Annotated in this window: 15 protein-coding genes; 6 read left to right on the top strand and 9 right to left on the bottom strand. The window is 59.6% G+C overall.

Annotated features, from left to right (window positions below; translation table 11 throughout):
- Nucleotides 1–44: 44 nt before the first annotated feature.
- The 4 genes from BLU48_RS17300 to BLU48_RS17285 all read right to left on the bottom strand — a co-directional run bounded on the left by BLU48_RS17300 (nucleotide 45) and on the right by BLU48_RS17285 (nucleotide 3,218).
- Nucleotides 45–440: a PIN domain-containing protein gene (locus BLU48_RS17300; protein WP_057022116.1), complete on the bottom strand. Its 396-nt coding sequence runs from the start codon at nucleotides 438–440 to the stop codon at nucleotides 45–47.
- The gene (locus BLU48_RS17295; protein ID WP_057013363.1) at nucleotides 437–694 is read right to left on the bottom strand and encodes an AbrB/MazE/SpoVT family DNA-binding domain-containing protein; all 258 of its coding nucleotides are present in this window, start codon (nucleotides 692–694) and stop codon (nucleotides 437–439) included. The genes BLU48_RS17300 and BLU48_RS17295 overlap by 4 nt, the downstream gene beginning before the upstream one ends.
- A gap of 177 nt (nucleotides 695–871) precedes the next feature.
- The gene (gene ppnN, locus BLU48_RS17290; protein WP_056846390.1) at nucleotides 872–2,245 is read right to left on the bottom strand and encodes a nucleotide 5'-monophosphate nucleosidase PpnN; all 1,374 of its coding nucleotides are present in this window, start codon (nucleotides 2,243–2,245) and stop codon (nucleotides 872–874) included.
- Between the two features lie 148 nt (nucleotides 2,246–2,393).
- Nucleotides 2,394–3,218: an aspartyl/asparaginyl beta-hydroxylase domain-containing protein gene (locus BLU48_RS17285; RefSeq protein ID WP_057022117.1), complete on the bottom strand. Its 825-nt coding sequence runs from the start codon at nucleotides 3,216–3,218 to the stop codon at nucleotides 2,394–2,396.
- 276 nt (nucleotides 3,219–3,494) lie between these two features.
- On the opposite strand from BLU48_RS17285, the gene fabV reads away from it, so the two are divergent.
- Nucleotides 3,495–4,688, top strand: coding sequence for an enoyl-ACP reductase FabV (gene fabV, locus BLU48_RS17280; RefSeq protein WP_032881058.1), 1,194 nt, complete (start codon nucleotides 3,495–3,497; stop codon nucleotides 4,686–4,688).
- A 214-nt stretch (nucleotides 4,689–4,902) separates the two neighbouring features.
- A complete protein-coding gene (locus tag BLU48_RS17275) occupies nucleotides 4,903–5,526 on the top strand; it encodes an HAD family hydrolase (protein WP_057022118.1) in 624 nt (207 codons plus the stop codon).
- On the opposite strand, the gene BLU48_RS17270 is transcribed toward BLU48_RS17275, so the two are convergent.
- Nucleotides 5,523–6,428, bottom strand: a complete 906-nt coding sequence (locus BLU48_RS17270) for a LysR family transcriptional regulator (protein ID WP_057022119.1) — start codon at nucleotides 6,426–6,428, stop codon at nucleotides 5,523–5,525. The genes BLU48_RS17275 and BLU48_RS17270 overlap by 4 nt on opposite strands.
- A gap of 102 nt (nucleotides 6,429–6,530) precedes the next feature.
- Between BLU48_RS17270 and BLU48_RS17265 the strand changes: the two genes are divergently transcribed.
- Complete coding sequence (locus BLU48_RS17265) at nucleotides 6,531–7,700, top strand: aspartate aminotransferase family protein (RefSeq protein ID WP_057022120.1); 1,170 nt, start codon at nucleotides 6,531–6,533, stop codon at nucleotides 7,698–7,700.
- A gap of 74 nt (nucleotides 7,701–7,774) precedes the next feature.
- On the opposite strand, the gene punR is transcribed toward BLU48_RS17265, so the two are convergent.
- On the bottom strand, nucleotides 7,775–8,731 hold the full coding sequence (gene punR, locus BLU48_RS17260; RefSeq protein ID WP_057022121.1) for a DNA-binding transcriptional activator PunR: 957 nt from the start codon (nucleotides 8,729–8,731) through the stop codon (nucleotides 7,775–7,777).
- Nucleotides 8,732–8,853: 122 nt separating this feature from the next.
- Between punR and punC the strand changes: the two genes are divergently transcribed.
- Nucleotides 8,854–10,044 carry a purine nucleoside transporter PunC gene (gene punC / locus BLU48_RS17255; protein WP_057022122.1) on the top strand — a complete coding sequence of 397 codons (1,191 nt, stop codon included), beginning with the start codon at nucleotides 8,854–8,856 and terminating at the stop codon, nucleotides 10,042–10,044.
- 62 nt (nucleotides 10,045–10,106) lie between these two features.
- Here punC and BLU48_RS17250 read toward each other — a convergent pair whose 3' ends face one another.
- A complete protein-coding gene (locus tag BLU48_RS17250; protein WP_057022123.1) occupies nucleotides 10,107–10,940 on the bottom strand; it encodes a hypothetical protein in 834 nt (277 codons plus the stop codon).
- 158 nt (nucleotides 10,941–11,098) lie between these two features.
- Here BLU48_RS17250 and BLU48_RS17245 point away from each other — a divergent pair, with 158 nt between their 5' ends.
- Nucleotides 11,099–12,601 carry a nucleobase:cation symporter-2 family protein gene (locus BLU48_RS17245; protein WP_046071529.1) on the top strand — a complete coding sequence of 501 codons (1,503 nt, stop codon included), beginning with the start codon at nucleotides 11,099–11,101 and terminating at the stop codon, nucleotides 12,599–12,601.
- A gap of 100 nt (nucleotides 12,602–12,701) precedes the next feature.
- On the opposite strand, the gene BLU48_RS17240 is transcribed toward BLU48_RS17245, so the two are convergent.
- Both BLU48_RS17240 and BLU48_RS17235 read right to left on the bottom strand, forming a co-directional pair.
- The gene (locus tag BLU48_RS17240; protein WP_057022124.1) at nucleotides 12,702–13,634 is read right to left on the bottom strand and encodes a proline iminopeptidase-family hydrolase; all 933 of its coding nucleotides are present in this window, start codon (nucleotides 13,632–13,634) and stop codon (nucleotides 12,702–12,704) included.
- Between the two features lie 92 nt (nucleotides 13,635–13,726).
- A complete protein-coding gene (locus tag BLU48_RS17235; protein WP_057022125.1) occupies nucleotides 13,727–14,491 on the bottom strand; it encodes a LuxR family transcriptional regulator in 765 nt (254 codons plus the stop codon).
- A 183-nt stretch (nucleotides 14,492–14,674) separates the two neighbouring features.
- Between BLU48_RS17235 and BLU48_RS17230 the strand changes: the two genes are divergently transcribed.
- Nucleotides 14,675–15,562, top strand: a complete 888-nt coding sequence (locus BLU48_RS17230) for a proline iminopeptidase-family hydrolase (RefSeq protein WP_057022126.1) — start codon at nucleotides 14,675–14,677, stop codon at nucleotides 15,560–15,562.
- Nucleotides 15,563–15,564: the final 2 nt, after the last annotated feature.

The following is a 15,564-nucleotide window of genomic DNA, read 5'->3' as shown; positions in this document are numbered from 1 at the left end:
TCGTTGTAGGAGCGAGCTTGCTCGCTCCTACAACGAAAGAGGGCCTAGCCGATCCGTTTCATACCCGCTGCCTTGGCCGCGTCCAGGTCGAAGGTGGCGGTGTACTCGCAGCCGGCCGCATGGGCGCAGCGTTCGATCAGGCAGTCGGCGAAGTCAGCCTTGTTCGCCACAAACCTGCGTAGCGCCTGCCAGATCACCTCGGCATGTTCTACGGTCAATTCGCGGGTGCGCAGCAGGGTTTCCAGCACCGTCACTACATCACTCTTGGCCGACTGGTAGCAGCTCTGCAGCACCCATACCAACTCGACGACTGACACCAGGCTGATAAAGCCCGGCGAAGCAGTGGTCAATGATTCGATCAGTTCGGATGCCTTGGCTGATTGAATCGGGTCATCCTGGGTGACGTAGCGCACCAGCACATTGGTATCCAGGCCAATCATCGGGCTTTGGCCCCCTGCGCGGCGATAGCCTGGTTCATCTCGTCGATGGACACCGCCTTGACTGGCTTGCGGATCAAGCCCTTTAGGTCGTGCACCGTTTTGCTCGCGGCTATGATGGAAAACTTTCCATCTTCCGTTTCTACGAATTCAACCCGGTCGCCTGTTTCCAGGCCCAGGGCTGTCCTGACTTGGACAGGAATGGTGATTTGACCTTTCGAGGTCAGCGTGGCGGTCGCCATAGTAAAGATCTCCATCGTGATATTCCTTACCATAGGGTAAGGAATGATGGAGGACAATATCCGTTGGTCCATAGGTCGCTCTCTGAGGTGTGGGGGGCGTCGCGCTCATGAAAAACCCTAGTCCGAACGCTTGCTCTTCACATCCTTGATCACGGCTCAAACAGATACAAACTATGTCCGACCGCCGCTACCTCACTGCACCACGCGATAACACGGCACATACGCTGCGCCGCCCGGCAGTTTCATGCGGTGCTGGGCCACGAATGCCTTCAATAGCTCATCCAGCGGTTTCATGATCGCCGGGTCGCCGTGGATCTCATACGGGCCGTTCTCCTCGATCAGGCGAATGCCCTTGTCCTTGACGTTACCCGCCACGATCCCCGAAAACGCCCGGCGCAGGTTGGCCGCCAGTTCGTGGGGGGGCAGGCTGTGGTTCAGTTGCAGGCTGGCCATGTTTTCGTGGGTGGGGTCGAACGGGCGCTGGAAGCCTTCGTCGATCTTCAGCAGCCAGTTGAAGTGAAACGCGTCGTTACGCTCGCGGCGGAATTGCTTCACGTCCTTGAGCCCGGTGGTCATCTGGCGAGCCACTTCGGCCGGGTCGTCGATGATGATCTGGTAGTGCTGCTGCGCCGCTTCGCCCAGGGTGGCGCCGACGAACGCATGCAATTGTTCCAGGTAGGGTGCGGCGTGTTTCGGCCCGGTGAGAACCACCGGAAACGGCAGGTCGCGATTGTCCGGGTGCATCAGGATGCCCAGCAGGTACAGGAACTCTTCGGCGGTGCCGGCGCCGCCCGGGAAGATGATGATGCCGTGGCCGACGCGTACGAAGGCTTCCAGGCGTTTCTCGATGTCCGGCAGGATCACCAGCTCATTGACGATGGGGTTCGGCGCTTCGGCGGCGATGATGCCCGGCTCGGTCAAGCCCAGGTAACGGCCATTGGTGATGCGTTGTTTGGCGTGGGAAATGGTCGCGCCCTTCATCGGGCCTTTCATTACGCCGGGGCCGCAGCCGGTGCATACGTCAAGGCTGCGCAGGCCCAGTTCGTGCCCGACTTTCTTGGTGTATTTGTATTCTTCGGTGTTGATCGAGTGCCCGCCCCAGCACACCACGATCTTAGGCTCCACACCCGGGCGCAGCGTGCGGGCGTTGCGCAGCAGGTGGAACACGTAGTCGGTGATGCCCTGGGAGTTGCTCAGGTCGATGCGCTGGCTGTCCAGCTCATTCTCGGTGTAGACGATGTCGCGCAGGGCGCTGAACAACATCTCGCGGGTGCTGGCGATCATTTCGCCATCGACGAAGGCATCGGCCGGCGCGTTGAGCAGTTCCAGGCGCACGCCGCGGTCCTGTTGGTGAATGCGCACTTCGAAGTCTTTGTAGGCGTCGAGGATGGTCTTGGCGTTATCGATGTGGGCGCCGGTGTTGAGAATGGCCAGGGCGCACTGGCGGAACAGGGTGTAGATGCTGCCGCTGCCGGCTTCACTCAGTTGCTGGACTTCACGTTGTGACAGGGTTTCGAGGCTGCCCTTGGGGCTGACGGAGGCGTTGATGACTTGACGTTGGGGCATTCTGATTCCTTGAAAGCATAGCCACCGCGCTCACTGAGTTGCGATGGCCTGAGAATGGTGGGCGCCGTTTACGGTCGCACGAGACGGTTATTTACCTCAGGCCAGAGGCCAAGCGCAAACACCGTCCAGCACCATCATGCCGCAGAACTTACTCAATCAGCTTCCAGTTTTTGTAGAAAACCCGACGCAGGGTAAAGACCAGGCCGGCAAAGCCCGCGATCACGGCGTTGAGCACCGAGGGCAGCGGGGTCGGCCGCACGATGTCGATGAACAGGCAGTAGCGTTTGGCGTCGTTCTTGTTGAAGGATGCGTGCATCAAGGTGTCATCGAAGATAAACAAAGGGTCGTCGTGCCAGTAGTGCTTGTGCTTGCCCACCTGGATATACACCCCCTCGTGATGCAGCGCCGGCGCCATGTTGTAGAGCACGCGGAACATCATGCGCAGGGGGCCGAAGTGGAAGGAGGTGGACCGGTTTTCGTTGAACACCGAGACACCGATGGTCTTCACGAAGGGCAATTTCTTGCGCAACTGCGGAATATCCAGGGTGGTCTCGATCGGGCGGCCGTACCACTGGAAAAACAACATGCCGCGTTTCTTCTCGGCCATGCGCTCGTCCAGGTAGCCGATGATTTCATCCTTGTGAGCCATGGCATCGTCGATCACGTGTTGCAGGTCTTCGCGCCAGGCGGGTGGCAGGTCGTGCATCGTGTAGACATGGCGGTTGCGGCTGCTCAGCAGGTCGAGCAGGGTGTTGAAGGGGGCGAGCACCCAGGTATTGCGGCCGTTGCCGATGAAGTATTTCTTGAGGGTGGCGCGGTCATAGAGGCCGTTGCGCAGGAAATCATAAATACCGCACAGCACCACCAGCAGCAGGAATACCAGGCAGGTACGCGGGAAACAGTCGATCAACAGCAGAACGCCGAGTACCCAGGCCAGGGACACCAGCTTTTTGCCGACAGCACTTTTGCTCATGGAACACGGCTCCAACCTTGAAACATAATGAAACAATATCGTCATCATAAGGGTTTATAGAGCCGCGAGGGGTTATTAAATAGGGCGAAATTGTGAAGCCCTTGCACAATTTGTAACCGTTGCCGCGCACCCTCCTAAGGTTTGTGGATTGAATTTTGAGAACAGAAGATTTGCGACTATCGTGACGCTTCGGTTTTTTGGACGTCATAGACCGGTACGATTGAAGTTGAATGGCCACCATTGGCCTTCGGCACCTTGGAAGAGGCAGAAATTTTTATGATCATCAAACCGCGGGTTCGTGGCTTTATCTGTGTGACCGCCCACCCTGTTGGCTGTGAAGCGAACGTCAAAGAGCAGATCGACTACGTAACCAAGAATGGCGTAATCGAAGGCGGCCCCAAGAAAGTGCTGGTGCTCGGCGCTTCCACCGGTTACGGCCTGGCCGCGCGCATCAGTGCCGCGTTTGGCTGCGGCGCCGATACCCTGGGCGTGTTTTTTGAAAAAGAAGGCGAAGAAGGCAAGCTGAGCTCCGCCGGCTGGTACAACAGCGCGGCGTTCGAGAAGTTTGCCGTGGAAAAAGGCCTGTACGCCAAGAGCATCAACGGCGACGCGTTCTCGGACGAGATCAAGCGCCTGACCATCGACACCATCAAGAAAGACCTGGGCAAGATCGACCTGGTGGTCTACAGCCTGGCCGCGCCACGCCGTACCGACCCGCAAGGCGTGGTGCACAACTCCACCCTCAAGCCAATCGGCAAGGCCGTGACCCTGCGCGGTATCAACACCGACAAGGGCGTAGTGGTAGACACCACTCTTGAGCCTGCAACCCAGGAAGAAATCGACGGCACCGTGAAGGTCATGGGCGGCGAAGACTGGCAGCTGTGGATTGACGCCCTGCGTGACGCCGACGTACTGGCCGAAGGCGCCAAGACCACTGCGTTCACCTACCTCGGTGAGAAGCTGACCCAGGATATCTACTGGAACGGTTCCATCGGCGAAGCCAAGAAAGACCTGGACAAGAAAGTCCTGACCCTGCGCGAAAACCTTGCTGCGCTCAAGGGCGATGCCCGCGTCTCGGTGCTCAAGGCCGTGGTCACCCAGGCCAGCTCGGCGATCCCGATCATGCCGCTGTACCTGTCGCTGCTGTTCAAGGTGATGAAAGAGCAGGGCACCCACGAAGGCTGCATCGAGCAGGTCTACGGCCTGTTCAAGGACAGCCTGTACGGTAAAGAGCCTAAGCTCGACGCCGATGGCCGCCTGCGCGCCGACCTCGCTGAGCTGGAACCGAAGGTGCAGGACGCCGTGGCTGCGCTGTGGAACCAGGTTACCGACGACAACGTCAACGAGATCAGCGATTTTGCTGGGTACAAGGCTGAGTTCCTGCGCTTGTTCGGCTTTGAAGTCGATGGTGTGGATTACGATGCGGACGTGAACCCGACCGTCAAGATCAACGGCCTGATCCAAGCTTAAGGTCTGATCCAGACCAAAATGTGGGAGGGGGCTTGCTCCCGATGGCGGTGCATCAGTCACTATCTTCAGTGGCTGACACCCTGCTATCGGGAGCAAGCCCCCTCCCACATTTGATCCGAATCTTTTCAGACACTTCTTACGCCCCGACGCGCGCCTCTCTCTTCCAGATCTGCCAGACTCCAGCTGCTATCAAGTCACACTAACGGAGGATCTGATGACGATTCGTGCAGTAGTTTTTGATTTCGGCGGTGTCCTGTTCGACTGGAGCCCGCAGCACCTGTACCGCAAGCTGATTGCCGACGATGCAGAACGGCAGTGGTTCCTCGACAACATCTGCACCCAGGCCTGGAACACCGAGCAAGATGCTGGTCGTACCCTGGCTGAAGCCACCCGCATCCTGATTGACCAACACCCCGATCACCACACCTTGATCCAGGCTTATTACGAGCGCTGGCACGAGATGCTGCGCGGTGAGTTGCCCGAAGGCGTGGCGATGCTCGAGGCGTTGCACCAAGCCAATGTGCCGTTGTTCGGCCTCACCAACTGGTCGGCTGAAACTTTCCCTTATGCCCGGGCCAATTACCCGTTCCTGCAGCGTTTTCGCAACATCGTCGTGTCCGGCGAATTGAAGTTGATCAAGCCTGACCCGGCGATCTACCACGCCAGCCTTGAGCAGGTTCGTGCCCATCTGCCGGATATCCAGCCGAGTGAAGTGGTGTTTATCGACGATGTCGAAGGCAATATCGACGCGGCTGTCGCCTTGGGCTGGCAGGGTATCCACCATGTGTCGGCCGATCGTACCGCTGCGCGTTTGCGGGAGTTGGGCGTGGCCTTCTAGGGCGCCCATTTCTCCATGGCGAAGTCGACGAACGCCCGCAGCTTGGGCAGGCGATAGCGGTCCTGGCGATACAGCAGGTGCATGGGGCGGCTGGGTAGTTTATAGGTGGTTAGCAAGGCCACCAGCTTGCCGTTCTCCAGGTCCGGTTGCACCAGGGCATCGGCCAGCATGATGATGCCCATGCCGTTGATGGCCGCCTGGCGCAAGCCTTGCGAGCTGTTGATGGTCAATGAGCCGCCAACCGGGACTTCCACCTGGCCTTCATCCCCGGTCATGCGCCAGAGTTTATCGGTGTCGCGCCAGTTGTCATTCGCGGGGTAGGCGAACGCGAGGCAATCGTGCTGCTGCAGGTCATCTGGCGTCTGCGGCGTACCCCGTCGCGCCAGGTACGCAGGTGACGCGCACAGCGTGAGGGTGTAGGGCTGCATGGGCCTGGCGATCACGCTGGATGTTGCCAGTTCGCCCAGGCGGATCGCCACGTCGAAGCCGCTGTCTACGAGGTCCATCCGCTCATTGCTCAGCACCACGTACAGGTCGATAAGCGGGTAGCGCTGGGAAAACTCGCTTAGGGCCGGCACCAGGCGTTCGGTGCCGAACACGGGCGGCGCAGTGATACGCAGGCTGCCTTTGGGGGTGTCGCTGTGGATCTGTTCGGCCATTAGCTCGGAATCGGCCACCAGCCCCAATACCTCCAGGCAGCGCTGATAATACTGCGCGCCAAATTCCGTAAGGTTCTGTTTACGCGTAGTGCGTTTGAGCAGGCTGACGCCCAGCCGTTGCTCCAGGGCACGCAAATGGTTGCCCACCATGGTGGTCGACATCCCGCATTCGTGGGCGGCGGCGGTCATGCTGCCAGTCTCGACGACTTTCACGTACACCGACATTGCCTGGAACAAGTCCATTATCAACCCCTGGTTTAAAGTCATTGCAGGAATTCAGAGTTTATCCAGCAAGGGTGGTTAACGATACTGAAACCATCCCAACGATGCACTGGAGCCACCCCCATGACCGCCGCCTGCCTGATGAGCACCTATCAACCCTTGGCCCTGAGCTTCAGTCGTGGCCTGGGCACGCGCTTGTGGGACCAGCAAGGCCGTGAATACCTGGATGCAGTTGCCGGCGTGGCAGTGACCAATGTCGGTCATTCCCATCCCAGGCTGGTAGCGGCCATCAGTGAACAGGCCGGCCTGCTGCTGCACACGTCCAACCTCTACAGCATCGACTGGCAACAACGGCTTGCCCTGCGCCTGGCCCAACTGTCCGGGCTGGACCGTGCGTTTTTCAACAACTCCGGCGCCGAGGCCAACGAGACGGCGCTGAAGCTGGCGCGCTTGCATGGCTGGAAAAAAGGCATTGAACAGCCGCTGGTGGTGGTGATGGAGAACGCCTTTCACGGCCGCACGCTTGGCACCATGGCCGCCAGCGACGGGCCGTCGGTGCGCCTGGGGTTTCAGCGCCTGCCCGGAGACTTCATTAAGGTTGGCTTTGGCGATATGGCCGCCTTGGAGGCGGTTACCCGGCAATACGGCACGCGCATCGCGGCGGTGCTGCTCGAGCCGATCCAGGGTGAAAGTGGTGTGCTGGTGGCCCCACCGGGTTACCTCAAAGCCCTGCGCGACCACTGCACGCGCAACGGCTGGTTGATGATGCTCGACGAAATCCAGACCGGCATCGGGCGCACCGGCGCCTGGTTTGCCTTCCAGCACGAAGGCATCGTGCCGGATGTGATGACCCTGGCCAAAGGCCTCGGCAATGGCGTGCCCATCGGCGCCTGCCTGGCTCGGGCCGCCGTTGCCGAGCTGTTCACGCCAGGCAGCCATGGCAGTACCTTTGGCGGCAACCCACTGGCCTGTCGCGTGGGCTGTACCGTGCTGGAGATTATTGAACAGCAAGGTTTGCTACAGAACGCGGCACACCAGGGTGAATACCTGCTGGCGCGGTTGCACATGGAATTGGACGAGCACCCGCAGGTACGGGCGATTCGCGGCAAGGGCTTGATGATCGGGATCGAACTGGCCGGCCCTTACCGCGACCTGGCGCAACGTGCCGCCCAGGAGCATGGGTTGTTGATTAACGTCACGCGGGGCAAGATTATTCGCCTGTTGCCGCCGCTGACTTTGCAGCGCCAGGAAGTAGAAATGATTGTGCGGGCCATCACCCGCTTATTGGGTTGAAATACGATCAAAGTGTGGGAGGGGGCTTGCTCCCGATAGCAGTGGTTCAGCCACTGAAGATATCGACTACACCGCTATCGGGAGCAAGCCCCCTCCCACAGTGGTTCTGTGTAGGGTTCAGAGGGTGGGCCATTCAGCCATTCCTGATTCATGGTCTGTGTATCCCCCAGATACTCCAGCAACCACGCCATGGCCGGCGAAAGCTTGCTCTGCGCCCAGGCGACACATGATGGGCTGGCCGGGAACGGTCGACTTAATTGCAGCGCCACCAACTCGCCCTTTTCGATCCACGGCAACACCTGATGGGCCGGGGCCATGCCCACACACAGGCCATCGCGCAGGCAATCCAGCGCCGAAGCCCAATTGGGCACCACCAGGCGGCGCTGGTTATCCAGGGTCCAGGTGTCGCGCTTGGGCAGGTTGCGCGAGGTGTCGGTCATGCACAGTGAGGCGAAGGGGCGCAGTTGGTCATCACTGAGCAAACCTTCCACCGCCGCCAACGGGTGCCGCGTACTGACCACGCACAACCAGTTCAACAGGCCCATGTCGCGGAAGCTAAAGTGGCTGGACACCGGTACCGCGCTGGTGGCGCCGATCACGATGTCGGTGCGCTCGTCGGCTAGTGCATCCCACACGCCGTTGTACACCTCGTATTCAAGCAGCAGTTCCACTTCGGGAAACTGCCGATAGAAGTCCAGCACCAGTTGTCGGCAACGCTGGGGTTTGACGATGGAGTCCACGGCCACCTTCAACTGGCCACTCCAGCCATTGGCCACCTGTTGGCACAAGCGGCGGGTGCCAAGCATTTTTTTCATCACGCCGCGGGCCTCGTCGATAAACAGACGGCCGGCGGGAGTCAGCTCTACGTCACGATGCCTGCGCACAAACAAGGGCACGGCCAGCCATTCCTCAAGCTGACGTACCGTGTAGCTGATGGCCGACGGCACGCGGTGCAGTTCCTGGGCAGCGGCACTGAAGCTGCCGTGGCGGGCCACCGCATCGACCACATCCAGAGAATATTCGGACCACATGGCGATTGCCTTCAAAATTATTGATAAGAGTATCCAATTATTATCGCTTCACACACACATTGTCAGCTTCATAATAGGCGCCAGTCAGCAAATAGTTTGATGGCAGTATCTACAAGGCTTCGATGAAAAATTCTTTTGGTTTTACCTGGTATCTGGCGGGGCTGAGCATGCTCGGCTATCTCGCCATGGACATGTACTTGCCGGCGTTTGGCGCCATGGGCGAGCAGTTACAGATTGGCGCCGGCGCGGTGGGTGCCAGCTTGAGCATTTTCCTCGCCGGCTTTGCGGTGGGGCAGTTGGTGTGGGGGCCGTTGTCGGACCGCCTTGGGCGCAAGCCGATCCTGCTCACTGGCCTGAGCCTGTTTGTGCTCGGGTGCCTGGGTATGTTCTGGGTCGAGACCGCGCCGCAACTGCTGGCCCTGCGCTTTATCCAGGCGATTGGCGTATGTGCTGCCGCCGTAAGCTGGCAGGCCTTGGTGATCGATCGCTACCCGGCCGACAAGGCCCACCGCGTATTCGCCAGCATCATGCCATTGATGTCGCTGTCACCGGCCCTGGCGCCCCTGTTAGGCGCCTTGGTGTTGAATCACTTTGGCTGGCAGGCGATCTTCGGCGTGTTGCTGGTGGTGTCGCTGTTGCTGCTGTTGCCGACGCTGTTCCTGCGCAGCCTGCCCAAGCGTCTTGAGCAGGAGGGTGCCCCCACGCGCCTCGGTTATGGGCAGTTGCTCACCTCTAAAGTGTTTACCGGCAATGTGATGATCTTCGCTGCCTGCTCAGCCAGCTTCTTCGCCTGGCTTACGGCCTCGCCGTTCATCCTGGGGGGCATGGGCTACAGCCCGAATGACATCGGCCTCAGCTACGTGTTGCCGACCCTGGCGTTTCTCGTTGGTGGCTATAGTTGCCGTAGCGCCCTGCAACACCTGTCGGGCAAAGCCCTGTTGCCGTGGCTGCTGGCTGCGTATTGCTTGAGCATGGTGGCGTTGTACCTGGTCGCCACCCTGAGCGTGCCGACCTTGACCACCTTGCTGATCCCGTTCTGCCTGATGGCGCTGTGCAACGGCGCCAGCTACCCGATTGTGGTGGCGAATGCGCTGATGCCGTTTGCAGAAAACTCCGGCAAGGCAGCGGCACTGCAAAACACCCTGCAACTGGGACTGTGCTTCCTGGCCAGCTTGTTGGTGTCGTCGATGATCGAGCAACCGCTGATGATTACGGTGATTGTTATGTTGGCGACGGCGCCGTTGGCGGTGTTGGGGTATTGGCTGGCGCGGCCGAAAGCAGATTGCTCCGAGCTGGCAACTGATCTGAAGTGACAATGTGGTCAAAATGTGGGAGGGAACAAGCCCCCTCCCACATTGGTGCTGAATTTACTCAGTTAGAACGTCACTTCCATGTTCAGGGTGGGTGTTGAGGTGCGGGTTCCCCGCCCCCCGTCCACACCGAATTTGTTATGCCAGTATTCATAGCCCACCCCCAGGTACAGGTTCGGCTTGACGCTTTTCCCCGGCCGTACCGCCATCATCAGAGCCGTACGCATCAGCGCTTCTGGCGCGGTATCGCGGCCATGGTAGTCCTCGCCTTTCTCCCCGACATAATTGATAAACCCCTGGAGCTTCGCCGCATGGTTGCCGACCTCGAAAGAGCGCATCCAGGTCAGGTTGAGCATGTAGCTGTCGTCGAACGTATGGTTTGACTCTCGCGCGCCGGGGATGCCGGTGTGGTTCCTTTCCTTGTAGTACATCAGGCTCAGGTCCAGTACGCCGACGGTGTTGAACTTCAAGGTCGGGCCGATCACCAGGGCGCGCTTTTTGGCTGAGGCGAAGTTGTTGTTGCGGTTGGCGTCAAAACCCAGGGTCAGCGCGTAATCCTTGACCAGGCCAGTGCCCGGCGGCAGATCGAACACCCGCGAGGCATACAACTGGTGCCGGTACACGGCGTACACCTCGCTGCCGCCGTGGTCGGTGCCCTTGCGTGGGTCGCGGCTGTCGGACAGGAACACATCCAGGTTGAGGAAGTTACTGCCATAGCGGTAGCCGCTGGCGTGGGTAAAGCTGTAGATGCGCTTGCTGAAATCGTCGGGGTTGTTTGGGTTGGTGAAGTGCTGGCCGTAGCGAAAACCTACGCTGTTGTTCATCCATTCCACCGCGACAGCCTCGCCGCCGCCGAGAAGGGTCAATGCAACGGTGGCGCCCTGTAGTGCCTTTTTCATTATTGTTGGTCCTTTGGCGTTCTGGCTCATGACGGCCGGATTATTTTTGTAACGCCGCGGGAGGGTATCTTGTTCGATTGATTGTATACAACTCTATGGACATACAGTCTTAATATTGCATACAGTGAGCGCACAACAAAAACAGAGAACCTCTCACCATGACTATCCCGAAGGCGTCACCGCAGCGGCCCGAAGACGAGAATCTGGGCGTCGCCGCCAACATGGCTTACGGCCTGCAGCATGTGCTCACCATGTATGGCGGCATCGTCGCCGTACCGTTGATCGTCGGCCAGGCCGCCGGGTTGTCGCCAGCGGATATCGGCCTGTTGATCGCGGCATCGCTGTTTGCCGGTGGCCTGGCCACCTTGTTGCAAACCCTTGGCCTGCCGTTCTTCGGCTGTCAGTTGCCGCTGGTGCAGGGCGTGTCGTTCGCGGGCGTGGCCACCATGGTGGCGATTGTCGGCAGTGACGGTGCGGGAGGGATCCCGGCGATTCTTGGCGCAGTCATGGCCGCTTCGTTGATCGGCCTGTTGATCACCCCGGTGTTCTCGCGAATTACCAAGTTTTTCCCGCCGCTGGTGACCGGCATTGTGATCACCACCATCGGCCTGACCCTGATGCCCGTGGCGGCGCGTTGGGCCATGGGTGGCAATAGCCGTGCGGCGGATTTCGGCAGCATGTCGAATATCGGCCTGGCCGCATTGACCCTGGTGTTGGTGCTGTTGTTGAGCAAAATCGGCAGCGCAACCATCTCGCGCTTGTCGATCCTGCTGGCGATGGTGATTGGCACGGTGATCGCGGTGCTGCTCGGCATGGCTGACTTCTCCGGCGTGACCCAGGGGCCGATGTTCGGCTTCCCCACACCTTTCCATTTCGGCATGCCGACCTTTCATGTGGCAGCGATCATTTCCATGTGCATCGTGGTGATGGTGACCCTGGTGGAAACCTCGGCGGATATCCTGGCGGTGGGTGAGATTATCGACACCAAGGTGGATTCCAAGCGCCTGGGCAATGGCCTGCGTGCGGATATGTTGTCGAGTATGTTTGCACCGATCTTCGGTTCCTTCACCCAAAGCGCGTTCGCCCAGAACGTTGGCCTGGTGGCGGTGACTGGAGTGAAGAGCCGATTTGTGGTGGCTACCGGCGGGGTATTCCTGGTGGTGCTCGGCCTGTTGCCGTTCATGGGCCGGGTGATCGCCGCAGTGCCAACCTCGGTGCTTGGCGGTGCAGGCATTGTGTTGTTTGGCACGGTGGCGGCCAGTGGTATCCGCACGCTGTCCAAGGTGGATTACCGCAACAACATGAACCTGATCATCGTGGCCACGTCCATTGGCTTCGGCATGATCCCAATTGCCGCGCCGAGCTTCTATGATCACTTTCCAAGCTGGTTCGCGACCATCTTCCATTCGGGCATCAGTTCGTCGGCGATCATGGCGATCCTGCTGAACCTGGCCTTCAACCACTTCACCGCGGGTAACTCGGACCAGCAGTCAGTGTTTGTGGCGGGGACTGAGCGCAGTTTGTGCTTCCGCGATGTGGCCGCGTTGCGTGACGGGGATTACTACAGGGGCGGGAAGTTGTTTGATGCAGAGGGCAAGGAGATTCCCCTGGTAGCGGATACCTCAAAGAAAACCGCAAAACCCGAAACTACAGAGGTCTAAAAATGTGGGAGGGGGCTTGCTCCCGATAGCAGTGTGTCAGCCACTGAAGATATTGACTGATACACCGTCATCGGGAGCAAGCCCCTTCCCACATTGGAATCTAGCCGGCCTTGCGGGCTGTGTGCGGGACTGAACACACCTCATCCAGAAACTTCACCACCGTCCCCATGCACGCCTGGCGTTCTTCCACATGGGGCATGTGGCTGGAGTCTTCAAACAATGCCCAGCGCACGTCTGCGATTTCATCCAGGAACGGTTTGACCACCAGCGGCGTGGCCTCGTCATGTCGGCCGGAAATCACCAGGGTCGGCACCTTGATTGCCGCGAGGCGACCGTTCACGTTCCAGTCCTTCAAGCTACCGATCACGTGGAATTCGGTCGGACCGCTCATGGCGTGGTACACCGTCGGGTCTGCATCGACCTGGGCGAAGGTGCGCGCCACTTCTTCCGGCCAGGGTTTGACGCGGCACACGTGCTGATCATAGAAAACCCGCGAGGCGGCCAGGTATTCCGGATCTTGATAGGTGCCGGCCTGTTCGTGCTTGAGCAGGGTTTCATGCACGCCCTCAGGCAACAACTTGCGCAGGCGGTTGGCTTCGCTGACCCAGGTGCGCATGCAGGTCGGTGAGTTGGCGGGAATAAACGCGCGCAGGCCCTTGGGCTGCAGGATCGCGTGTTCGCTGCCCAGCATGCCGCCCCAGGATTGGCCGAGGATCGCGTAGTTATCGCTGATCTGCAGGTGGTCCAGCAGGTTATTCAACTCGTCGAGGAACAGGCTGATGGTCCAGAACGATGGGTCTTTATCCGGCAAGTGCGTGGAGCGGCCATTGCCCAACTGATCGTAGTGAATCACCGCGTGGCCGCTGGCGGCGACGTCCTTGAAGGCATCGACGTAATCGTGGGTGCAGCCCGGGCCGCCATGGATGATCACCAACGGCGTACGGCCTGTGGTCAGGTCGCCCGTGACGCGATACCAGGTCTGATAGGCGCCAAAGGGCGCGTAGCCTTCGCGAACTTTTTCGATGAATTCCATTTCGTGCCCCGCTCTGAAAAAAGGATCAGGGCTACGATAGTCTGAACAAAAAGTTTAGGTAACTAGCAAAACAGCTAGGTTTTTCCGGTGGGTCAACCTTCCAGCAGACGGTAATGGGTGGCTCGCACCACCGCCTGTACGCGGTTCTTGGCCCCCAGTTTGTGCATGGCCGAGGCCAGGTGCAGGGTGACCACCGCCAGGGAACGACTCAATTGCGTGGCAATTTCGGCAGCGGTCAGGCCGTCGGCGGCCCATTTGAGGCATTCGCGTTCGCGCTTGGTCAGGTGGATATGCGGGTAGGCCCTTAGCTCCTTGCTGAACAACGGGTAGGCCGCTTCCTGCAAGGCATGGGTAATCAGGCTGAAATCGGCCAACGTATGTTGTGCGTCCTTCAATACCGTGCGCGCCTTGCCGGTGCGCAACCCGGTCAGCGACGCGAAGCCGCCCCGGGGCAGGTGAATAGGGACGCTGACGCCACAGGTCAACTCACGTTCGTGCAAGTAAGAGGATACGGGCGCGTGGCACGGGTCGATGATCTTCTGCAGCGCCGTCTCTGTCTTCTCCTCATAGGACCAGACAAACGGCGATACCGTGCTCAACGCCAGGTGCTGCACCGGGTCGATCTGGTAGAACCCTTCGCTGCACCACAAGGCATGCCAGTCCGGCGGTGTGTTGCGCAGCTGCAACACCGAGGGCGTGATCAGCGTGCCATTGAGGTCGATGGGCACCGGCGTGTAGTCATACACCAATGCATCGAAGCCCAGTTGTTGGGCCAGGATAAACGTATTGTCCATTTGTTCATCCAGGCTCCTGCCTGGCATGAGGCGATTATTGAAGGCGGTCAGCTTGGCCAGCATCCGTTCTGCTCCCGAATTCATTTGAATCTCGACTTGCGGCAAGTAGAATGCCACGCCCCGGCGAAGGACTGCCAGGCCAAACCTATAAGAAATACTAGGTTATGGACGCACGGCATCCTCGGTAGTGTTTACCTGATAAACGGCCGCTACCCGCCAGGCCGATACAACACAAGGAATGTATGCATGTGGCGTGAAATTGCCCCCGACCAGCAGTACAACGTGCAAGTCGACGGCCACAACCTCGTGGTCTACAGCTTCGGCGAAGGCGATGAGGTGCTGCTGTGTCTCAACGGCGGGCCGGGCCTGCCGTGTGACTATCTGCGCGACGCCCATGGCTGGCTCAAAGTGCATAACCTGCGAGTGGTTGCATTCGACCAGCTTGGCACAGGCGCATCAGCCAGACCGACCGATGCCGCCCTGTGGGAAATCCGCCGTTATGTCGAAGAAGTCGAGACCGTGCGCCAAGCGCTGGGTCTGGGCCGCGTGCATTTGCTCGGGCACTCCTGGGGCGGTTGGCTGGGTATCGAATATGCCATCCATTACCCCGATGCCCTGAAAAGCCTGATCCTGGAAAACACTGTCGGCGACATCCCGCATTTGTCCCAGGAACTTGAACGCCTGCGCGGCGCCCTGGGCAGCGAAACCGTGGCCATGATGCAACGCCACGAAGCCATGGGCACCCTCGATCACCCGCAATACCAGGCTGCCATCACCTTGCTCAACTATCGTCACGTGTGCCGCCTCGACCAATGGCCGGAGCCGCTCAAGCGCTCCCTGGACGACTGGAACATGGGCCCCTACGAAACCATGCAAGGCCCCAACGAGTTCCTCTATATCGGCAACCTCAAGGACTGGAACCGCCTCGAGGAAATGGCCGGGTTCAAGATGCCGATCCTGATCACCACCGGCCAGCACGACGAACTCACTCCCGCCTGTGCCATGCGCATGAAGCTGGCGGCCCGGCATGCCCAATTGCATGTATTCCCCAACAGCAGCCATATGCCGTTTTACGAGGAGCCCCAGGCGTACTTTCCGGTGCTGCTGGACTTTCTCGCTCGCCACCGAGGCTGAAG

This window comes from Pseudomonas synxantha (assembly GCF_900105675.1).
Lineage (GTDB): Bacteria > Pseudomonadota > Gammaproteobacteria > Pseudomonadales > Pseudomonadaceae > Aquipseudomonas > Aquipseudomonas synxantha.
Note: the sequence above shows the minus strand (reverse complement) of the source record. Positions and strands in the feature narration are given on the sequence as shown.